General features: G+C 61.4%; 19 protein-coding genes. 8 read left to right on the top strand and 11 right to left on the bottom strand.

Annotation, left to right across the window (positions count from 1 at the left end):
• Positions 1–99: 99 nt before the first annotated feature.
• Both ACA062_RS25140 and ACA062_RS25135 read left to right on the top strand, forming a co-directional pair.
• Positions 100–1,032 carry a DMT family transporter gene (locus tag ACA062_RS25140; RefSeq protein ID WP_497453477.1) on the top strand — a complete coding sequence of 311 codons (933 nt, stop codon included), beginning with the start codon at positions 100–102 and terminating at the stop codon, positions 1,030–1,032.
• Positions 1,033–1,274: 242 nt separating this feature from the next.
• Positions 1,275–1,403 (top strand): PA1414 family protein, encoded by a 129-nt coding sequence (locus ACA062_RS25135; protein ID WP_007914492.1) that lies wholly within the window; start codon positions 1,275–1,277, stop codon positions 1,401–1,403.
• A 224-nt stretch (positions 1,404–1,627) separates the two neighbouring features.
• Here the strand turns inward: ACA062_RS25135 and ACA062_RS25130 are convergent, their stop codons facing one another.
• From ACA062_RS25130 to speB, 6 genes are all read right to left on the bottom strand, one after another.
• The gene (locus ACA062_RS25130; protein WP_497453476.1) at positions 1,628–1,879 is read right to left on the bottom strand and encodes an acyl carrier protein; all 252 of its coding nucleotides are present in this window, start codon (positions 1,877–1,879) and stop codon (positions 1,628–1,630) included.
• Between the two features lie 54 nt (positions 1,880–1,933).
• Positions 1,934–2,659, bottom strand: coding sequence for an MBL fold metallo-hydrolase (locus ACA062_RS25125; protein ID WP_497453475.1), 726 nt, complete (start codon positions 2,657–2,659; stop codon positions 1,934–1,936).
• Between the two features lie 86 nt (positions 2,660–2,745).
• Complete coding sequence (locus ACA062_RS25120; RefSeq protein ID WP_497453474.1) at positions 2,746–4,131, bottom strand: sodium:solute symporter family protein; 1,386 nt, start codon at positions 4,129–4,131, stop codon at positions 2,746–2,748.
• Between the two features lie 192 nt (positions 4,132–4,323).
• Entirely contained in the window at positions 4,324–5,835 is a 1,512-nt protein-coding gene (locus ACA062_RS25115) for a purine-cytosine permease family protein (RefSeq protein ID WP_497453473.1), read from the bottom strand.
• 54 nt (positions 5,836–5,889) lie between these two features.
• A complete protein-coding gene (locus tag ACA062_RS25110; protein WP_497453472.1) occupies positions 5,890–6,297 on the bottom strand; it encodes a YybH family protein in 408 nt (135 codons plus the stop codon).
• 9 nt (positions 6,298–6,306) lie between these two features.
• Positions 6,307–7,257 carry an agmatinase gene (gene speB / locus ACA062_RS25105; protein WP_128871766.1) on the bottom strand — a complete coding sequence of 317 codons (951 nt, stop codon included), beginning with the start codon at positions 7,255–7,257 and terminating at the stop codon, positions 6,307–6,309.
• 347 nt (positions 7,258–7,604) lie between these two features.
• On the opposite strand from speB, the gene ACA062_RS25100 reads away from it, so the two are divergent.
• Together ACA062_RS25100 and ACA062_RS25095 are read left to right on the top strand one after the other, a co-directional pair.
• Positions 7,605–8,498 (top strand): LysR family transcriptional regulator, encoded by an 894-nt coding sequence (locus ACA062_RS25100; protein WP_064679167.1) that lies wholly within the window; start codon positions 7,605–7,607, stop codon positions 8,496–8,498.
• 4 nt (positions 8,499–8,502) lie between these two features.
• Entirely contained in the window at positions 8,503–9,099 is a 597-nt protein-coding gene (locus ACA062_RS25095; protein WP_497453471.1) for a tRNA-uridine aminocarboxypropyltransferase, read from the top strand.
• Between the two features lie 148 nt (positions 9,100–9,247).
• Here the strand turns inward: ACA062_RS25095 and lapD are convergent, their stop codons facing one another.
• The 3 genes from lapD to ACA062_RS25080 all read right to left on the bottom strand — a co-directional run bounded on the left by lapD (position 9,248) and on the right by ACA062_RS25080 (position 12,400).
• Entirely contained in the window at positions 9,248–11,188 is a 1,941-nt protein-coding gene (gene lapD / locus ACA062_RS25090; protein WP_497453470.1) for a cyclic di-GMP receptor LapD, read from the bottom strand.
• Positions 11,189–11,406: 218 nt separating this feature from the next.
• Entirely contained in the window at positions 11,407–11,802 is a 396-nt protein-coding gene (locus tag ACA062_RS25085; RefSeq protein ID WP_150799481.1) for a YbaN family protein, read from the bottom strand.
• Between the two features lie 10 nt (positions 11,803–11,812).
• Positions 11,813–12,400 (bottom strand): UPF0149 family protein, encoded by a 588-nt coding sequence (locus ACA062_RS25080; protein WP_497437953.1) that lies wholly within the window; start codon positions 12,398–12,400, stop codon positions 11,813–11,815.
• Between the two features lie 434 nt (positions 12,401–12,834).
• Here ACA062_RS25080 and recQ point away from each other — a divergent pair, with 434 nt between their 5' ends.
• From recQ to ACA062_RS25060, 4 genes are all read left to right on the top strand, one after another.
• Positions 12,835–14,961 carry a DNA helicase RecQ gene (gene recQ / locus ACA062_RS25075; protein ID WP_497453469.1) on the top strand — a complete coding sequence of 709 codons (2,127 nt, stop codon included), beginning with the start codon at positions 12,835–12,837 and terminating at the stop codon, positions 14,959–14,961.
• 119 nt (positions 14,962–15,080) lie between these two features.
• Positions 15,081–15,515 carry a MarR family transcriptional regulator gene (locus ACA062_RS25070; protein WP_497453468.1) on the top strand — a complete coding sequence of 145 codons (435 nt, stop codon included), beginning with the start codon at positions 15,081–15,083 and terminating at the stop codon, positions 15,513–15,515.
• 129 nt (positions 15,516–15,644) lie between these two features.
• Positions 15,645–17,438, top strand: a complete 1,794-nt coding sequence (locus ACA062_RS25065) for a motility hub landmark protein FimV (RefSeq protein ID WP_497453467.1) — start codon at positions 15,645–15,647, stop codon at positions 17,436–17,438.
• Between the two features lie 160 nt (positions 17,439–17,598).
• Positions 17,599–17,886, top strand: coding sequence for an Rdx family protein (locus ACA062_RS25060; protein WP_150749203.1), 288 nt, complete (start codon positions 17,599–17,601; stop codon positions 17,884–17,886).
• Here the strand turns inward: ACA062_RS25060 and ACA062_RS25055 are convergent.
• Together ACA062_RS25055 and ACA062_RS25050 are read right to left on the bottom strand one after the other, a co-directional pair.
• Entirely contained in the window at positions 17,880–18,773 is an 894-nt protein-coding gene (locus tag ACA062_RS25055) for a DMT family transporter (protein WP_497453466.1), read from the bottom strand. The two genes, ACA062_RS25060 and ACA062_RS25055, sit on opposite strands and share 7 nt — an antisense overlap.
• A gap of 208 nt (positions 18,774–18,981) precedes the next feature.
• Entirely contained in the window at positions 18,982–19,746 is a 765-nt protein-coding gene (locus ACA062_RS25050) for a helix-turn-helix transcriptional regulator (RefSeq protein WP_497453465.1), read from the bottom strand.
• Between the last annotated feature and the right edge of the window lie 41 nt (positions 19,747–19,787).

Below are 19,787 nucleotides of genomic sequence, written 5' to 3'. Positions count from 1 at the left end.
GCAGCACAATTTTTCGCCCCGGCGCTTTATCAGCAAAAAACCGGGGCTTTGCTTTTACTGTCGAGTCACTGCCATGGATTGTGTTGTCGAGGTGTTCCGGTGAGCGCCACCCGGCGTAGCGCCGACGGGTTTGCCCTGCAAGTGATGATGGGGCTGTGCCTGATCTGGGGCGTTCAGCAAGTGATGATCAAATGGGCGGCGCCCGACATTGCCCCGGTCATGCAAGCGGTAGGGCGGTCGGGTATCTCCGCATTGCTCGTAGGGCTTCTGCTGTGCTGGAAGGGGGGTTGGGATCAGGTCGGCAGAACCTGGCGCGGCGGTTTGCTGGCCGGTTCACTGTTCGGTCTGGAGTTTTTCTTCATTTCCGAAGGCCTGCAACTGACCACGGCCGCACACATGTCGGTGTTCCTTTACACCGCGCCGATCTTCACCGCGTTGGGTGTCAACTGGCTGTTGCCGAGTGAACGTTTAAGACCTGTCCAGTGGCTGGGCATTTTCCTGGCGTTCGTCGGGATTGCCATCGCATTTGCCGGTGGAGTGTCTTGGGACAATCTCGATCAGCGCATGCTGCTGGGCGATGCATTGGGGGTGCTGGCCGGCGCGTCCTGGGGCGCGACTACCGTGGTGGTGCGCGCCTCGCGCCTGTCGGAAGCGCCGGTGACCCTGACCCTGTTTTATCAACTGATCGTCGGTTTCGTCGGCCTGCTGCTGATCGCAATCCTCAGCGGCCAGGTGGGCCACGTCAGCCTGACCACGGTGGCGGTAGCCAGCGTGCTGTTCCAGGGATTGGTGGTGTCGTTCTTCAGTTACCTGACCTGGTTCTGGCTGCTGCGCCGTTATCTGGCAGCGAACCTGGCGGTATTTTCCTTCATGACGCCATTGTTTGGCGTCACGTTCGGCGTGGTGCTGCTGGGTGATGAATTGAGACTCAACTTCGTTGTCGGCGCGGTGTTGGTGCTATTGGGCATCACCTTTGTCAGTGCTGAGCAATGGGTGCGCCGTCGTCTGCGCAAAGCCCTGGGGCAGCACTGACGGTGGCGGGTAGCCAGGCACCCGGGCCCATGCGAATGCGTGGATCAAGCGGCGACAGACGGTCCATCCGGCGGCCCGACTCGCGTTCAGCTGATGGCTTGAACTAATGGTCAGGTATTTGGATCAATTCAGTAACAGATCATTGCCACTTTTGGCGAGCATTGCGCAGGACTTCGGACTATTATCAGTGCGAAGGGGCTACAGAATTTTCAGCCGCTCGGCACTACCCTGAAGGGGGCACCATGAAAGAGAAAATCCAAAACTGGCTGCATGACCTGGGTGTCGCACTCGGTTTGATCGAACCGCCTCTGCAACCTGTACCTATTCGTACTGACGACGAACAGCGCCGACGCCAGCAGCGTCGCCGGTAACTGTGCCAGGGGCATAGCTGTGACGAGGGAGCTTGCCTGTGGCGAGGGAGCTTGCTCCCGCTGGGCCGCGTAGCGGCCCCATTACTGCCACAGCAGCGACCCCATTTCTGCCACCAAAGCCGGTCAGATTACGCACTTGCGACTGCTGCGCAGCCGAGCGGGAGCAAGCTCCCTCGCCACCGTAAACTGCCTCGCCACAGTACACTTGTCTCTGGCAACTGTTCTCAGTGCTGCCCGATCTCCAGCAAAAACCGGCTCAAGTCATTCACCGTCCTGGCAGTCTTGAGCAGTTGGTCTTCTTCGGCGGTAAACGCCGTCAAATCCAGCTCATCTTCCAAATGGAAGATCAGTTCTTCGATATCCTCCTTATCCAGTCCCAACTGCGCCAGGCTGGTGTTGTCGTCGAAGTCATCCTGACCCTCCAGCAGGCGACTGATAAAGCGATGCACGGCAGCACGAACGGCGGCTTTTTTCATGGTTGTCTTCGAGGGCGTTATTGTTGTTGTCCCTGCGCTTGAGTACAGCAGGCTTCAGCCGTGCGAGCGCTGCCACTGGTCAATCATCGTGCGTAAATGCTCCCCGGAAAAACTGCCGAAATGCCCGCCGTGCACCGTGCGGATCGGCATCGCACGCAGGCGTTGCAGGCTGCGGGCGTAGTCGTCGAGGTTGGAGTGATAAGCATCCTCGATCAGCGGCCCGTCGTAGATGATGTCGCCACTGAACAGCGTCTCGGTCGCCGCCTCGTAAAGGCTGATGCCGCCCGGTGAGTGCCCCGGGGTGTGCAGCACCTGCAGGACCCGATCGCCCAGGTCCAGCACGTCGCCTTCTTCAATCATTCCCGTGGCCGGTGCGGCCTTGACCCGGTATTCGGCGTAGCACAACGGGCAGTCGGGGTGAGCCTCGAACATCTCGTCACCGACAAAGGCCGTGCTGAGTGTGTTGTCCCCGTCCGGCGCGGCGAGGATCTGCGCTTCAGCCGGGTGCACCAGGCGTTCGGGAAACTCGTGATGGCCGGCGATATGGTCGAAATGGCAATGACTGGCCACTGCCACCAGCGGTCGCTCGGTGATCCATGGCAGCTGCTCGCGCAGGCTCACCAGCCCGGAACCGCTGTCCAGCAGCAAGTCCTTGTCGCGGCCCTGGATGTGCCAGAGGTTGCAGCGGTAGAAGGGGCGGATGTAGGGCTCGTGGATCAGGCGGATGCCGTCACTGAGCTGTTTGACCTCGAACCACTGATCGCGGCTGACGATCTTCATAGGCAGTTTCCTTCAGGCGAAAAAAAACGAGTGTGGCAACCGACGCCACACTCGCCGAAGAAAAAACTTAATCCATTCTTTTCAGCTTAGATGGCGCTCGCTACCGATGCTGGTGCCGGACGGCGGGACAGCAGGCTGACCACGACGAAACTCACCAGGCCGACGCCGAGGCTGTAGTAGATCGGCGTGTTGGCGTCCATGCCGTCCTTGATCATGAACACCAGCGCGGTGGCAAAACCCAGGCCCATGCTGGCGATGGCGCCGGCGGTGGTGGCGCGTTTCCAGAAGATCGCACCGATCAGCGGGATCAGCATGCCGCCCACCAACAAGTTGTAGGCCAGGGTCAGGGCGCTGATCACGTCATTGACGACCAGAGCGATACCCAATACGACGAGACCGGTGAGCAGGGTGAACAGGCGGTTGATGCGCAGGCTCGACTGTTTACCGCCGCGCAGTTTCGGCAGCAGGTCTTCGGTCAGGGTGGTGGACGCAGCCAGCAGGCCGGCGCTGGCAGTGGACATCATGGCGGCCAGTGCAGCAGCGATCACCAGGCCACGGATACCGTCCGGCAGCGACAGTTTGACGATGGCGGCGAAGGCGTTGTTGACATTGTCCAGGTCCGGAATCAGCACATGAGCCGCCATGCCGATCAGGGCGCAGGCCAGGCCGTAGAAGATGCAGTAGATGCCGGCGAAGGTACCGGCGTACTGAGCGACTTTGGCGGTGCGGACGGTGAACACACGTTGCCAGATGTCCTGGCCGATCAGGATCCCGAAGAAGTAGATCATGAAGTAGGTGATGATGGTGTCCCAGCCGATGGTGGTGAAGCTGAAGGCAGCCTCCGGCAGTTTCATCACCAGCTCATCCCAGCCGCCGACACGGTACAGGCAGATCGGCAACAGGATGAACATCAGGCCGACGGTCTTGATCACGAACTGGACGATGTCGGTGAGGGTCAGGGACCACATGCCGCCGATGGCCGAGTAGACCACCACCACACCTCCGCCGAGCAGTACCGAGATCCAGAATGGCAGGCCGAACAACACTTGCAGCACGGTGCCGATCGCCAGGATCGAGGTCACGCCGATCATCAGCGCGTACGCCAGCATGATCGCCGCGCTCGCCGAGCGGGCCATCGGGTTGTAGCGTTTTTCCAGGACCTGGGTAACGGTATAGATTTTCAGCTTCAGCAGCGGTTTGGCGAGGAACAGGTTCAGCGCCACGATCCCGCAACCGAGTGCGGCGCAGAGCCAGAAACCGGAAATGCCATGGACGTAGCCCAGGCGCACGGTGCCGACGGTGGACGCGCCACCCAGGACGGTCGCGGCCATGGTGCCCATGTACAGGGTCGGGCCGAGGTTGCGACCGGCCACCAAGTAGTCTTCGTTGGTCTTGGCCTTGCGCATGCCGAAGTAGCCGAGTACCAGCATCGCGGCGGCGTAAATGAGAACGACGAATAAATCCAAAGCCATGATGGCGTGTCTCCGATTGTCTTTTTTATGGTGAGGCGAAAATCAATGCCTATGGATATATCAATTCCTGTGGGAGCGTGGCTTGCCCGCGATGGGTGCGCCGCGGTCCGCAAGGCAGACCGCGTTATCGTTCATCGCGGGCAAGCCACGCTCCCACAGGTAATGCGTTGACCACAGGTAATGCGTTTTGAATCAGGCGGCTTGTCGCAACGCCGGTTTAGCGAGCGAATCCGTGCCCTTGCTGCGTGAGTCGTTGGGGCCGAACACCGCCGCCGGTTCCGGGAACAGGCTCAGCAACGCCAGGTACACCAGCGACGCCAGGCCCAGCGTGACCGGCAGGCTGACATCGATGCCGCCCGCCAGATCACCCAGCGGTCCGACAAACTGCCCTGGCAGGTTCACAAAGCACAGACCGACCAGTGCGCTCGGGATCCAGGCCCCCAGCCCACGCCAGTTCCAGCCATGGGTGAACCAGTAACGACCGCCTTTCTCGCCGCGGGTGAAGACTTGCAGGTCATCCGGGCAGTAGAAGCCGCGACGCACCAGCAGACCGATGATCATGATCACCATCCACGGGGTGGTGCAGGTAATGATCAGCACGGCGAAGGTCGACACGCTCTGCACCAGGTTCGCGGCGAAGCGTCCGATGAAGATGAAGGCAATCGACATCACGCCGATCAGCAGCGTCGCCTTGACCCGCGACAGTACCCGTGGGAACACGCTGGACATGTCCAGCCCGGTGCCATAGAGCGAAGTGGTGCCGGTGGACATGCCGCCGATCACCGCGATCAGGCACACCGGCAGAAAGAACCAGCTCGGCGAAACCGCCAGCAGACCGCCGACATAGTTGTTGGCCGCGATGTAGTCCGGCGCCTTGATCGCCACGATGGTGGCGGTGGTCAGGCCGAACAGGAAGGGGATGAAGGTGGCGATCTGCGAGATCACCACGGCCGCCATGATCCGGCGCTTGGAGGTGTCACGCGGGATGTAGCGCGACCAGTCGCCGAGGAACGCGCCGAAGGAAATCGGGTTGCTCATGGCGACCAGCGCCGCGCCGATGAAGGCCGCCCAGAAACCCGGTTGCCCCAGGCTGACGGTGCCGGCGTAGTTCACATCGAAGGGACCGGCAAAAGCGAAGATGCCCAGCAGGAACAGCAGGCTGGCGCTCCACACCGCGATCTTGTTGACCCACAGCAGGAAGCGAAAGCCATAGATGCAAACGGTCAGCACCAGAATCGCGAACAGGCCGTAGGCCAGGCCCAGGGTCAGGTCGGTTTCCGGAAGACCGATCAGGCGCTTGGCACCACCGATCAGCGCATCCCCCGAGCTCCACACCGAGAGCGAGAAAAAAGCGATGGCGGTCAGCAACGACAGAAACGACCCGACGATCCGCCCGTGCACGCCGAAATGCGCACCGGAAGACACGGCGTTGTTGGTGCCATTGAGCGGGCCGAACAGGCCCATGGGCGCGAGGATCAACGAGCCCAGCAGCACACCGAGCACAATCGCCAGGACGCCCGCCTGGAAAGACAGGCCGAACAGTACCGGGAAACTGCCGAGCACGGCGGTGGCAAACGTGTTGGAACCGCCGAAGATCATCCGGAACAAGTCCGTCGGGCCTGCGGTGCGTTCGCTGTCCGGGATCTGTTCGACCCCGTGGGTTTCAATCTGCGTAAGGCGTTGGTCGTTGTTGTTGTTATTCATGATCAGCTCCGATCATAAAGGCGCGCTCATCGTGCGTGAGCGTCACCTGTTTGGCTAAGGGGATGGCAGCCCTTGCGGCATCGCGGACAAATGTTCGTGGCAGGCCAGCCATGGGCCTTGTTGTTGTCGGCGAAACACAATCGTCTCGCGCTCCTGGCTGAAGTGTTGCTCCCCTTGCATGCGCAGCTCGGTGGCCACGTCATGGATAAAAATCGCCACGTCACCCTGCAGGCTGACGAAGGCGTTGCTCGAGGTGCATGACAGCACCTCGAAGCCATCCTTGGTCCGCCAGCCGTCCCACAGTGCCTGATAGGCATCGCGCGACAGCAAAGGCTGTTCGAGGGTGTAGAAGACAAAGCTGGCATCGGCGCTGAACCCGCCGAAGTAGGCTTCGCGATCGTTACGGGCAAAGGCGGCTACCAGATCGGTAGCGGCCTGGAGTACCTGATCACGTTCGTTCATGACCGATCCTCAGCGGTGGGCCACGCCAGGCAGTACGCAGAGCATTTCGTACAGCAAGTTGGCGGCCAGCAGCGAGGTGTTGCCGGTGGTGTCGTAAGCGGGCGAGACTTCTACCAGATCGCAGCCGATCAGGTCGAGGCCTTGGCAGCCGCGAATGATCTCAATCGCCTGAATGGTCGTCAGACCACCGATTTCCGGGGTGCCGGTGCCTGGCGCCCATGCGGGGTCGATGCCGTCGATGTCAAAAGTCAGGTACACCGGGCCGCCGCCGACTTTCTCGCGAACTTCGGCCATCAGCGGGGCCAGGGATTTGTGCCAGCACTCTTCAGCCTGAACCACACGGAAGCCTTGTTTACGGCTCCAGTTGAAGTCTTCGGAGGTGTAACCCTGAGCGCGCAAGCCGATTTGCACCACGCGATCACAGTCGATCAGGCCTTCTTCGGCGGCGCGACGGAAGGTGGTGCCGTGGGCGACTTTCTCGCCGAACATGTGATCGTTGACATCGGCGTGGGCGTCGATGTGCACCAGGCCGACCTTGCCGTGCTTCTTGTGGATGGCACGCAGGATCGGCAGGGTGATGGTGTGGTCGCCGCCCAACGTCAGCGGGATCACGTTGTGTTCGAGGATGGCGTCGTAGGACTCTTCGATGATCCGTACGGCGTCCAGCAGGTTGAACGTGTTGATCGCCACGTCACCGATGTCGGCCACCGACAGCGAGTCGAACGGGGCAGCGCCGGTGGCCATGTTGTACGGGCGGATCATCACCGATTCAGCGCGGATTTCACGTGGCCCGAAACGGGTGCCGGGACGCAGGGAGGTGCCAATGTCCAGCGGCACGCCAACGAAGGCGGCGTCGAGGCCGGCAGCGGTAGGCACATGGGGGAGTCGCATCATGGTGGCGATGCCGCCGAAGCGCGGCATTTCGTTGCCGCCCAGTGGTTGGTGAAGAATCTTGTCCACGGGTAGGGCCTCATCGTCGTTGTTTTATTTATGTCGGTTGGCCGGTCTGGGAGACACGGGCACCGCTGTGGGCCGATTCTGCGAAATGTAGTGGCCGGGAAGAATCGCTACGGGCAAATACTTAGTTCAGATTTTTCTAAACTAATGGCGGAGGGGGAGATAGACTTCTCCCATGATCCTGCGATGGGTCGAATTGTGCAGTACCTGTGGGAGCGAGCTTGCTCGCGATGAGGGAGTGACAGTCAACATCAACATTGATTGACCCACCGCTATCGCGAGCAAGCTCGCTCCCACAAGGATTTGCATGGATACGAGCACTGCGCGTCACCCCGAGATCGGAGCCCCCCATGGCCAACGCATTACCCGACCTGAAACTGTTGCGCATCTTCGTCAGCGTGGTCCGCCATCAAGGATTCGCCAACGCCCAGCAGGAGCTCAACCTCTCGACCTCGGCCATCAGCACTTACATGAGCCAGCTCGAGGCCGCCCTCGGCCTGGTGCTGTGCCATCGCGGTCGCGGCGGCTTCAGCCTGACCAGCAAGGGAGAATTGTTCCATCAGGAAACCTTGCGTCTGCTCGGCGAGCTCGAAGGTTTCGAGCAGTACGCCGCCGCCCTCAAGGGCGAACTGCGCGGTACGCTGAACCTGGGGGTGATCGACTCCACCGTCAGCGACAAGGCCTTGCCCTTTGCCGAAGCCATCGGCGCCTACACCCAGGAGCATCCGGCGGTGCATTTGCACCTGTCGGTCATGAGCCCGTACGAACTGCAGCTCGGCGTGCAGGACAATCGCCTCGACCTGGCCATCGGCGCGTTCTCCACGCGCATGAGCGGGCTGGTCTACATGCCGCTGTACCGTGAGCAGCACTGGTTGTATTGCAGCAGTCGGCATCCGCTGTTCACCGAACGGCGTATCCCCGAGCAGGTCATCACCCAGCAGCGCATGGTCGGCCGGGGTTACTGGAGCCAGGCGGAACTGGCGCGCCATGGTTTCAAGCACAGCGCGGCAACGGTGGAAAGTATGGAAGCGCAGCTGATTCTGGTGCTGTCTGGCGCTTATATCGGTTACCTGCCGGAACACTACGCCCAGGCCTGGGCCGACAAGGGCGACTTGCGGGTGCTGCTGCCGGCGACGTTCGGTTATCAGGCGCCGTTTTCGATGATCGTGCGCCGCGGCCGCAGTCGCGAGCCGCTGATCCAGACCTTTCGCGACTTGCTTAAAGCACAACTGAATCAGGCTTGAGAAGATGTCCAGAATCCAATGCCCGCGCTGCCTGCGCCCACACAGTCATTGCCTGTGCCCGCTGATCCCGAGTCTCGATAGCCGCACTCGGGTATTGCTGCTTCAGCATCCGAGTGAAGTGAACCATGCGCTGAACACCGCGCGGTTGGCGGCGTTGGGGTTGAACAATGCCGAATTGATCGTGGGCGAGGTGTTCGAGGAGTTGCCGGCGTTGTTGAATCAACCGGGCTACCAGGCGCGTCTGTTGTTTCCTGCCGACGATGCGCAGCCGTTGCAGGCGTACACCGAAACCGAGGAGCCGCTGTTGCTGGTGGTTCCGGACGGCACCTGGCGCAAGGCGCGCAAGATGCTGCACCTCAATCCGTTGCTGGCGGCGTTGCCCAGAGTGACCCTGGTTGAGGGGAGCGTGTCCCGATATCGGCTGCGCAAGGCTCCGGGGCCGGGGGCGTTGTCGACGGTGGAGGCGATTGTTCAGGCGTTGCAGACGCTGGAAGCGCCCGTCACTTTTGAACCGTTGTTAAAGCCGTTCGAAGCGTTGATCGAGGGGCAGATTGCGGCGATGGGGGAGGAGGTTTTTCAGCGTAATCATGGGCCGAGATGATCATCGCTTGTGCGGGCCTCATCGTCGGATCGCCGCCCGGAGCAAGCCCGCTCCCACAGGGATCTAGAACCTGGATTGTGTGTACGCCGAGAACCCTGTGGGAGCGTGGCTTGCCCGCGATGAACGATGACTCGGTCCACCTGACGAATCACATCGGCTCCGGCGGCCCGATCAACCGCCCCATCACACCCAATACCCCCAACGCCTTGATCACTTCCAGCTCCGCTTTGCTCTCGACCATTTCCGCAATCAGCGGCAAATCAATGCTGTTCGTCGCCCGAAAAATCGCCTCGATGAACAGCCGCTTGTCTGGCTGCTCATCGATGCCCCGAATATAGGCCCCATCGATCTTCAGGTAAGCCAGCCCCAGTTGCGTGAGGTTGCCGATCTGGCTGAAGCTGCCACCAAAATGCTGCAAACCGATGCGGTAGCCGGTGTTGAGCAAACTATGGCTCAAACCCTGCAACTGCTCTGGAGGAGGCAGTTGGCGTTCGTCGATTTCCAGGGTCAGCAGCGCGGCCAGTTCAGGCAGTGATTCAAGCATTTCAAGGATCTTGTGCAGTTGCGCCTGATCGCGCAGGGTACTGCCGGACAGGCTCAACGCCAGGGGCCAGCGGTTGACCAAGAGGTAGTCGAGGGTGGCTTCGAGCATGGCCAGGTCGAACCGCGCCGACCAGCCGAGACGTTCGATCCACGGCAGGAAATGCCCGGCGGCAATCGCCTCGCCCCGAGGATCAAGCAGGCGCGCGAGGACTTTGTGATGCAGCACCTGGCTGGTGTCGGCGCATTGCACCACCGGTTGAAAATACAGCCGCATCTTGCCTTCGGTCAGGGCATCGTCGATCCAGGTTTGCCAATCGTGTTGGGTCTGGTTTGGCGCGCTGACGCTGTGGCTCAGCAGTCTCCACGGCCGCTCGGGATGGCCTTGGGCCTCAGTCAGCGCCTGATCCAGTCGCAGCAGCACGTCCCTGGCCGACTCGCCGGGCTGGAAGGCGACCATTCCCAAATGCGCCACCGGCATGCAATCGCTGGCGCCGGTCAGGCGCAGGTTTTCCAGGGTGGCGCTGATTTCGGCGGCCAGGTGTGCGGCATCCTGGCTGCCAAGACCCGGTGTCAGCAGGCTGAATTCGCCACCGCGATTACGCGCCGCCAGCCAGGTACGACGCTCCGGTACCTGAGTCAGACGCATCAGCAAGTCACCGACGGTGCTGATCAAGGCGTCGGTGCGCTGGCCGCCGAGGCGCTGGTTGAGGCCGACCAGATCGTTGATCCGCAGCATCAGCAAATGGCCGTCACTGCTCTGCTCGCCGACCAGCAAATGGTCGGCCAGCTGTTCATCCAGCAAACGCCGGTTGGCCAGGCCGGTCAGGCTGTCCTGATAGGATTGCGCCCGCAGTTTTTCACTGCGCGCGGCCTCTTCGGTGAACAGCGCCTTGAGTTTCTCGACCATCTGGTTCATGGCCAGCACCACGCGTTTCAGTTCAGGCGTACGCGGCAGTCTCGGCAGGCTGAGGAACTCGCGTTTGCTGATGGCTTCGGCCTGTCTGACCATGGCCTCGAGCGGACGAAATTGCCGCCGCAACAACCAGCCACCGAATACGGCGCTGAGCAATCCGCACAACAACAACCAGATCAGGCTGCCCAGTGTGCTGTCCCAGAGTCTGGCCAGGGCGAACTGTGGATTGCTCAGCACTTCAACGCGCGCGACCTGTTCCCAGCCGCGCATGATCAACGCGTCGCCGCCCTGTGGATGCAGCTTGACCAGACTGACAAACCAGCCGGGAACGTCCTCGGCCAATGCCGCTGCGCTGCGTTCGACCAGCACCTGCTCATTCTCGATGTCGATGATCCGGATGCTGCTGAAATAGCCGCTGTCGAAAATCGAACTGACCATCAACTGGATCATCGCCGGGTCGTGGATTTGCGCGGTCAGCGATAACCCCAGCGCCGTGGCGGTGTCCTGGGCGTGGGAGCGCAACTGACCGAGCATCTGCTCCCGGGAGCTTTCCAGGCTTACAAAAAAACTGCCGCTGAATGCCACCAGCAGGAACAGGCAAATGGCGAGAAACAATTGTTTGCGCAGTGACATGAACACGCTCCTTGCTGTGTCGACTGGCCGTGGGCATGTCTGGTTACTCGGGTGCAGATGCGTGAAGTCTAGGCGGTGTTCGTATTGAGGAGGGGCGGATCGTCGGCGTTTTACGCAAAAAATCGCAGCCTGCGGCCGGGCCACCCCCACTGATATGGATGTACAAAATCCCGTAGGAGCTGCCGAAGGCTGCGATCTTTACCGGAAACGCTTGAGGCTCAAGACTTGTGCAAGGTTTTCTGCCGGAGGATATAAACCGTCACCAGCACTGCACTGGTCAGCATGAACGCGCGTGCCCAAGGCAAGGGCACCAGGTAACAGGAAAGCAGGATGCTCGCCCACATCAATCCGATGGCATACACCTTGCCCTTGAGCGGGATGCCATTGCCGTCGAGGTAGTTGCGAATCCAGGGCCCAAGCCGCGGGTGCTCCACCAGCCAATGGTAAAAACGCGGGGAGCTGCGGGCAAAACAGGCCGCCGCCAGCAGCAGGAAGGGCGTGGTGGGCAACACCGGCAGGAAAATCCCGATCACCCCCAGCGCTACGCTCAGCCAGCCGATGGCCAGCAGCACGTAACGCAACATCAAGGAGCGGTTGCCTATGGGGTTGTCCATAGGCAAGACCTTAGTGGTGACGTGGCTTGAGGATCGCCGGTTTTTCGTCTGGCGCCTGGCACAGCAGGTACAGCGCGGTCAGGGCTTCCGGGATCTGGACGATCATGTCGTCCATCAGGTTGGCGTCTTTGGCGATGTCTTCGAACTCAGGCTGTTCGTCGAACAGACCCGAACCGACCATAATCGGCAGCAGCATTTCGCTGACTTCGTCTTCGGCGGTTTCGAACCAGGCAGCTTCGCGCAGGAACACGCCTTCCATGAAACCGATACACCAGCCGCGCAGGTCGGAATCATCCGGCTCTTCGCCCAGGTCCAGGTCGCAGGGCAGCTCGAACTCTTCATCGGCCGCCAGTTGGCGGGCGATGTGAGCCTTGAGGGCCAGCAGGGTGGATTCGATCGCTTCACGCTCGGTGTCGTCGGCGTAATGCGGCTCTTCGGCGAAGAGCGCGTCGATCCATTCACGATCCGGAACCTCTTCGGAACAGATCGAAAGCGCAGTGAGGTAGCCGTGGGCGGCCACGTAGTCCAGCGCCTCGTCATGCAGTTCGTCGGCGTCGAGGAAGACTTGCAAACGGGTTAGTTGCTCAGCGAAGGACATTAAAGGGCTACCTTGGGGAATTAAACAGATGCGGGAATTCTAGGCCTTCTTGGGCGCTTGGGCCAGCCGCGCGGGATATTTGCAGCCATGCGCAGGATTCTGTGGCTGCCAATACCGTCAGTCGGGCTCAATCCCTGTGTGAGCGAGCTTGCTCGCGATAGCGGTCTGTCAGTCACTTAAATAGTGAATGTGCTGCCGCCATCGCGAGCAAGCTCGCTCCCACAGGTTTGTGCAGGTGTTTGTCATTGTGTGTCTTCTCAGCGGCACCCTTTGCCGGACAGGCGTCGGGTATACTCGCGCGTTTTGTGATGCCCTGCTGGCGCCACGGCTGAGATGTGAAGCGTCATGCAATGCGCACTTACTATTTGTCAGTGCAGCCTGCGTGGTTCTGAACCAGTCTTGCAGGGATGTTTTTGGTGATTTCTGGAGTTTTTATGCTCGAACAGGCTCAACGCGTCCTCAAGGACATCTTCGGCTACGACAGTTTCCGTGGCCGCCAGGGTGCAATCATTGAGCGCGTGGCCAGCGGCGGCGACGCCCTGGTGCTGATGCCTACCGGTGGCGGCAAGTCCCTGTGCTTCCAGGTGCCGGCACTGCTGCGCGAAGGCCTGGCGGTGGTGGTCTCGCCGCTGATCGCGCTGATGGACGATCAGGTCGCGACCCTCGAAGAGCTGGGCGTGGCCGCGGCTGCACTGAATTCCACACTGAGCGCCGAGCAGCAACGCGATCTGGCCGCCCGGATCAAGCGCGGTGAAGTGAAGATGCTTTATCTGGCGCCCGAGCGCCTGGTTCAGCCGCGGATGCTCGCATTCCTGCAAAGCCTTGAAATCGCCCTGTTCGCCATTGATGAGGCGCATTGCGTGTCCCAGTGGGGCCACGACTTCCGCCGCGAATACCTGCAACTGGGCCAGCTGGCGGAGCTGTTCCCCCATGTCCCGCGCATCGCCCTGACCGCGACCGCCGACAAGCGCACCCGGGAAGAAATCGTCGATCGCCTGCATCTGCAGGACGCCGAGCGTTTCCTCTCGAGCTTCGACCGCCCGAACATTTTCTATCGCATCGTGCCCAAGGAGCAGCCGCGCAAGCAATTGCTAGCGTTCCTGGCTGAACGGCGCAGCGATGCCGGCATCGTCTATTGCCTGTCGCGCAAGAAGGTCGACGAAGTCGCGGTGTTCCTCAGCGAACAAGGGTTCCCGGCGCTGCCCTATCACGCCGGCCTGCCCAACGATACCCGGGCACACCACCAGAAACGCTTCCTCAACGAGGAAGGCCTGATCATGGTCGCCACGGTGGCATTCGGCATGGGCATCGATAAACCCAACGTGCGTTTCGTCGCTCACCTCGATTTGCCCAAATCCCTGGAGGCTTATTACCAGGAAACCGGTCGCGGCGGCCGAGATGGCCTGCCAGCGGATGCCTGGATGGCCTACGGCCTGCAAGACGTGGTGATGCTCAAGCAGATGTTGCAGAACTCCGAGGGCGACGAACGCCACAAGCGTCTGGAGCAGCACAAGCTCGACGCGATGCTCTCGCTCTGCGAAGAAACCCGCTGCCGCCGCCAGACGCTGCTGGCTTATTTCGACGAAGACATGCCCGAACCCTGCGGCCATTGCGACAACTGCGTCGACGGCGTACAGACCTGGGACGCCACCGAACCGGCCCGCCAGGCGCTCTCGGCGATCTACCGCACCGGCCAGCGCTATGGCGTCGGGCATCTGGTGGACGTACTGCTGGGCAAGGACAACGAGAAAATCCGCAGCATCGGTCATCAGCACCTGTCGGTCTACGGTGTCGGCAAGGCGATGGCCGAAGGTGAATGGCGCTCCCTGTTCCGCCAGCTGGTTGCCCGCGGCCTGGCCGACATCGACCTCGAAGGCTACGGCGGCCTGCGCCTGAGTGACAGCTGCCGGCCATTGCTCAAGGGCGAAGTGACCCTGGAACTGCGCCGCGACCTCAAGCCGCAAACCACTGCCAAAAGCAGCAAGAGCCAGGCGAGCCAGCTGGTTCGCGGCGAAGAACGCGAACAGTGGGAAGCCTTGCGCGCCCTGCGTCGCAAACTCGCCGAAGAGCATGGTGTGCCGCCGTACGTCATCTTCCCCGACTCGACGCTGCTGGAAATGCTGCGCAGCCAGCCGACCTCGCTGGCGGAGATGGCCACGGTCAGCGGCGTCGGTGCACGCAAGCTGGAGCGTTATGGCCAGGCCTTCCTCGAAGTGCTTGGCGGCCAGGTCGAGGCGCCGCCAGTGGTAGCCGACGTACGTCATGAGTTGATCACCCTGGCGCGGGCCGGCATGACCCCGCTGCAGATCGCCGGTCAACTGCAATGCTCGGAAAAGAACGTCTACACCATGCTCGCCGAAGCGATAGGCAAGCAGCAGTTGTCGCTGGAGCAGGCGCTGGATCTGCCCGAAGACTTGATGGGCGAAATCCAGGACGCATTTCTTGACGGCGAGGGTGAATTGCCACCGGTATCGGAGATTGCCGCGCTGTTCGCCGGACGAGTCCCGGAAGGTGTTTTGTACTGTGTTCGTGCCGCCCTGCAGTCGGAATTCGAAATCTGAAGGCCCTGGCATACAGATGTAACGATTCAGTACATAGCACCTCTTGCCTATAGCCAAAGGTCATGCTTAGCTGACTAATAATTAGTATTTCTCTATTTCAGCCTAATCATGAGTGTTTTATGCCGTTCACCGATCAACACCGCTTTGGCATGCAACTGGCCCAGATGTCGCGCGGCTGGCGGGCCGAACTGGACCGCCGCCTGGCCGGCCTCGGGTTGTCCCAGGCACGCTGGCTGGTGCTGCTGCACCTGGCACGTTTCGACGATGCACCCACCCAGCGCGAACTGGCGCAAAGCGTCGGCGTAGAAGGGCCGACCCTGGCCCGGTTGCTCGACAGCCTGGAAAGCCAGGGACTGGTGCAACGTCAATCGGTGCTGGAAGACCGCCGGGCAAAGAAGATCGTCCTCTGTGCCCCGGCCCGCCCCCTGATCGACCAGATTGAAACCATTGCCACCCAGTTGCGGCAGGAGCTGTTCGAGGGCGTTGATGAAGCGGATCTGAAAGTCTGTATGCGGGTCCACGGACACATACTGGCCAACCTGGAAAAATCTTGAGGCATAGCCGCGTGCCGGTCCTTTGAGATACCCCGTTGGGCAGACTATAAAGAACTAGTCGGCAATATCGTGTTCGTACCGGATGTGCGAACACGTACAAGGTTGGTTCCGGTTATCCAAGGGATGCTCATGCTCGAGAGTTTGCACGTGGTATTGCGGTGTGGCGCCAGGCTGCTTCTGGTCGGTGGTGCTGTTGCCTACTCGGCATTGGCCCCCGCGCTGGGCTTGGGTGAAATCACCCTGCATTCGGCACTGAATCAACCGCTGCGTGCCGACATCGCCCTGATGGACGCCGCGGGTCTGGAGGAGGGCGAGTTGTCGGTCAGCCTGGCAACGGCAGAAGAGTTCAGCCGCGCCGGCGTTGATCGGGCGTTCTTTCTCAACGACCTGAAGTTCACGCCGATCCTGCGCGGCGACCGCCGGCTGATCCGGGTGAGCTCCAACAAGCCGGTCAATGAGCCCTTCCTCAATTTCCTGGTGCAGCTCAATCAGCCCAACGGACGCGTGCTGCGCGAGTACACGGTATTGATCGACCCGCCGGGCTCACCGGGGATTGTGCCGGTGGCTGACGAACCGGTTGCCAGCACGCAATCGTCCGCATTCCCGAGCGTCGAGCCGGCCGTAGCAGTGCCACCTGCGGTGAAGAGCAAAAAGCCGCTCACCCCGCCTGTCGAGCAACCGGCTGCCGCGCCGGTCACTGATCCTGTTGCCGAGCAACTGGCCGTCAGCGTCCTGAAGAACCAGGCGTTGCAAACCACGATCGATGAGCTGAATGCAAAATTGCAGGCTCAAAACGAGCACATAGCCGGTCAGAAAAAACAGGTCACAGAATTGCAGGCTCAATTGGCGCAACTCACCCAGGCTGCGGTGGAGCCTGTTGCGCCAGACGTCGCGGCGCCAGCGCCGGTTGCTGTTGAAAAAATCGAGACGACTCACTGGCTGCTGATCTACGGCGTGCTGTTGCTGGTGGCCCTGGCGTTGCTCGGAGTGTTCATTCGCCGTCAGCGGCAGCAGGTTCAGGCAGTCCCTGAACCGTTAGCCGTTTTGCCGTCACGGCATGAGCCGGTGCTGAGTCGGCAAGCGCAGCCGCCTGCTCCGGCATCCGGCCAGGGCGAAGAGTCGTCGGCGGGCGATGTGCTCGAAGGGGTCGGCATTTATCTGGCCTATGGCCGTTTTTCCGAAGCGGCCGGTGTGTTGAGGGAGGCGTTGGTCAAGGAGCCGAACCGCACCGATCTGGCCGTGCAGCTGCTGGAAGTCCTGGGCAGGCAGGGTGACGTGTCCGCCTATGACGCGCAGGAAAACAGCCTGCGTGACGCGGGGTTCGACCCGCACAAGCTTCAGGAGATGCGTGACCGTTATCCGAAACTGGGCACTGTCGCCGCCTTGGCCATCGCACCGAGCATCGCACCGAACATCACGCCGCCCTTGGTTGCGCAGCCCCAGGCAGCCGCCAGCGATGAGTTCCAGTTGAACCTGGATGACCTGTCGATGGATTCGAACTGGGACTTGATCAGCCCCTTCGACACGTCACCGCCCGCCGCCCCCCCAAATGAGGCATCACGCAGCCACGAGCCTGCATTCACCTCGAATCTGCACGTCTTGCCCGATGTGTTCGAAATGCCTGACGAACCGACGCTGGACGAACCCGCGTTCGAGTGGGTGGCCGAACCTGACGCACAGCCTCTGGATGACGACTTTCTCGACGGATTCGCTGATGCCGGCTTGTCATTGGAGCTTGAACCGTTGAGTGCCGAGGATCTTGAGCTGTCCGAATCGAGCCATGCAGGCAAACTGGAACAGGCCCAGACCTGCATCGATGACGGCGACCTGGACAGCGCCATCGAACTGCTCAACGAGCTGCTCAAGGACGGCGACGAGCCACTCAAACAAACCGCCCGGAGTTTATTGGCCGGCATCCGCTGAAGATCAAAAGATCTGTAGGAGCCGGCTTGCTGGCGATGGCATCGCTGCGGTCTATCTGAAAGACCGCAGTGATCCCATCGCCAGCAAGCCGGCTCCTACAGGACGCGCGATAAAGCCGGCTATGATAGCGACGCCCGCCGACTCAGGAATCCCACCCATCATGACCGCGCATAAACCGGAAATCGTCATCACTTATTGCACGCAATGCCAATGGCTGTTGCGTGCGGCCTGGCTGGCCCAGGAACTGCTCAGTACCTTTGGCGACGACCTCGGCAAAGTGTCCCTGGTGCCCGGCACCGGCGGGGTCTTTCACATTTTTTGTGACGAGGTGCAAATCTGGGAACGCAAGACCGACGGCGGTTTCCCCGAGGCCAAGGTGCTCAAGCAGCGGGTCCGCGACCGGATCGATCCGGACCGTGACCTGGGGCACAACGACCGCACTCAGTGAGACGGGGCTTGTGCCGCAACGGTCTTGTTGCTTGAACCGCCCGAGAGCCAGTTGGACACCACAATCGCAACGATGATCAGCGCACCGCCGAACAGCATGCGCAGCGTCGGGTTTTCATCGAACAGCAGCCAGGCCATGGTGATCCCGTAAACCGGCTCCAGGGCGAACACCACCGCGGCGGTTCGCGCCTTGATCACCGCCAGGCTGGCGACGAACAGGCTGTGAGCGACGCCGGTGCAGAACACCCCGAGCAGGCCGATCCACAGCCAATCGAGGGCGCGCACCTCGCTCAATTGCGGTGCCGCCACCGGCAGCAGGCACAGCGCGACCACCACGTTCTGACACAGCGCCGCCTGCACCGGCGGGATGCGCCCGGAGCTGGCGCGGTTGGTCAACGACAGCAGGGCGAACAGCAAGCCGGAAGCCACCGCCCAAAGCAGGCCGGTGGTGGCGCCACTGGCCAGATCGAAGTCCGGCGTGACCAGCACCAGCCCGACGCTCACCAGCACCACCAGCAGGATTTCGTTGGCGCGAATCCGCTCGCGGAAGATCAACCCTTCGAGGATCACGGTAAACGCCGGGAAACTGGCAAAGCCCAGGGTCGCGATCGCCACGCCGGCCACCTTCACTGCAATGAAAAAACTGACCCAATGCCCGGCCAGCAGCAAGCCGCTGAGCAACAACCGGCGCCAGTCCACGGCCTCGAGCTTGCGCCAGCGCGTAGAGCTGGCGAACCGCGCAAAAAACGCCAACGCCAGCACGGCAAACGCGGCACGCCCGAAAACGATGACGGCGGGGGAGGCGGCGGCGAGTTTGCCGAACACGCCGGTCAGGCCAAACATCAGTGCGCCGATATGCAGGGCGCCAAGGGCGGTACGGGGAGTCATTGCAATCCTTGATGAGCGTATCGAATCTGCCGGACAACGCTCACCAACGTGAGCACGGTCCCCGGTAGGAGCTGCCGCAGGCTGCGATCTTTTGATCTTGCTTCTCAGCGATCTCGAATAGATCAAGATCAAGATCAAGATCAAAAGATCGCAGCCTTCGGCAGCTCCTACATTGAACCGTGATAACCCCAGTATGTCTGTCGGCAAACTATCGTTGTTTGTCGCCAGCCTCGCGCCGCAATGTGCCGGGCGAGGCGCCAAATTCGCGCAACACCGCGGCCGCGAAGGCACTCTGCGAGCTGTAGCCGACCCGACTGGCAATCTCGCCGATGGGCAGCGCCGAATCCCGCAGCATACCCACGGCCATGTGCAATCGTCGGCTACGGATATAGTCCATCGGGGTCTGACCGCATTCGGCAACGAACCGCGCATGCAACCGGGCGCTGGACAATCCGGCGATACGCGCCAGGTCGGCGACTTGCAGCGGGTAGGCTGCATGCTGATCAATATGTGCATTGAGCGCCGCATAGGGCAGGCGCCGACCGCCCATGACCTGCGGTTTGGCATGGTTGAGGCTGGCCAGCAACAGCACCGCACCCTGTTGCGCGATGAGAGGATCACTGACCTGACTGGCCGCCAGCCAGTTCACCAGTTGGCTTTGCCCGGCATCCAGCGGCAGGCGCCCGGCGTTGTCGAGCAAACGACGGCTGGCTTGCGCGTGATCGCCCAGTGACTGCAAGACCCACTCATCGCCTGGCACATCCAGCACCAGGCAACGGCTGCCATTGGCGCTGCCGCAGGCATGGTGAAAACCGGACGGCACCACCACGAAACTCTGCTGGACTACCTGGCTGCCGCGTCCGTCGACCTCGAAATCCAGCGCGCCAGACAGTCCGAACACCAGTTGCGCGTGGTCGTGGCTGTGGACGATCAGCTCGTCGCTGTACTGGCGTAGCGTGAGGATCGGTCTCATCGCAGGTCTCCCGAATAAGGTCGCCATTCTACACCGAGGGC

It is taken from the genome of Pseudomonas sp. LBUM1679 (genome assembly GCF_059695565.1).
Note: the sequence above shows the minus strand (reverse complement) of the source record. Positions and strands in the feature narration are given on the sequence as shown.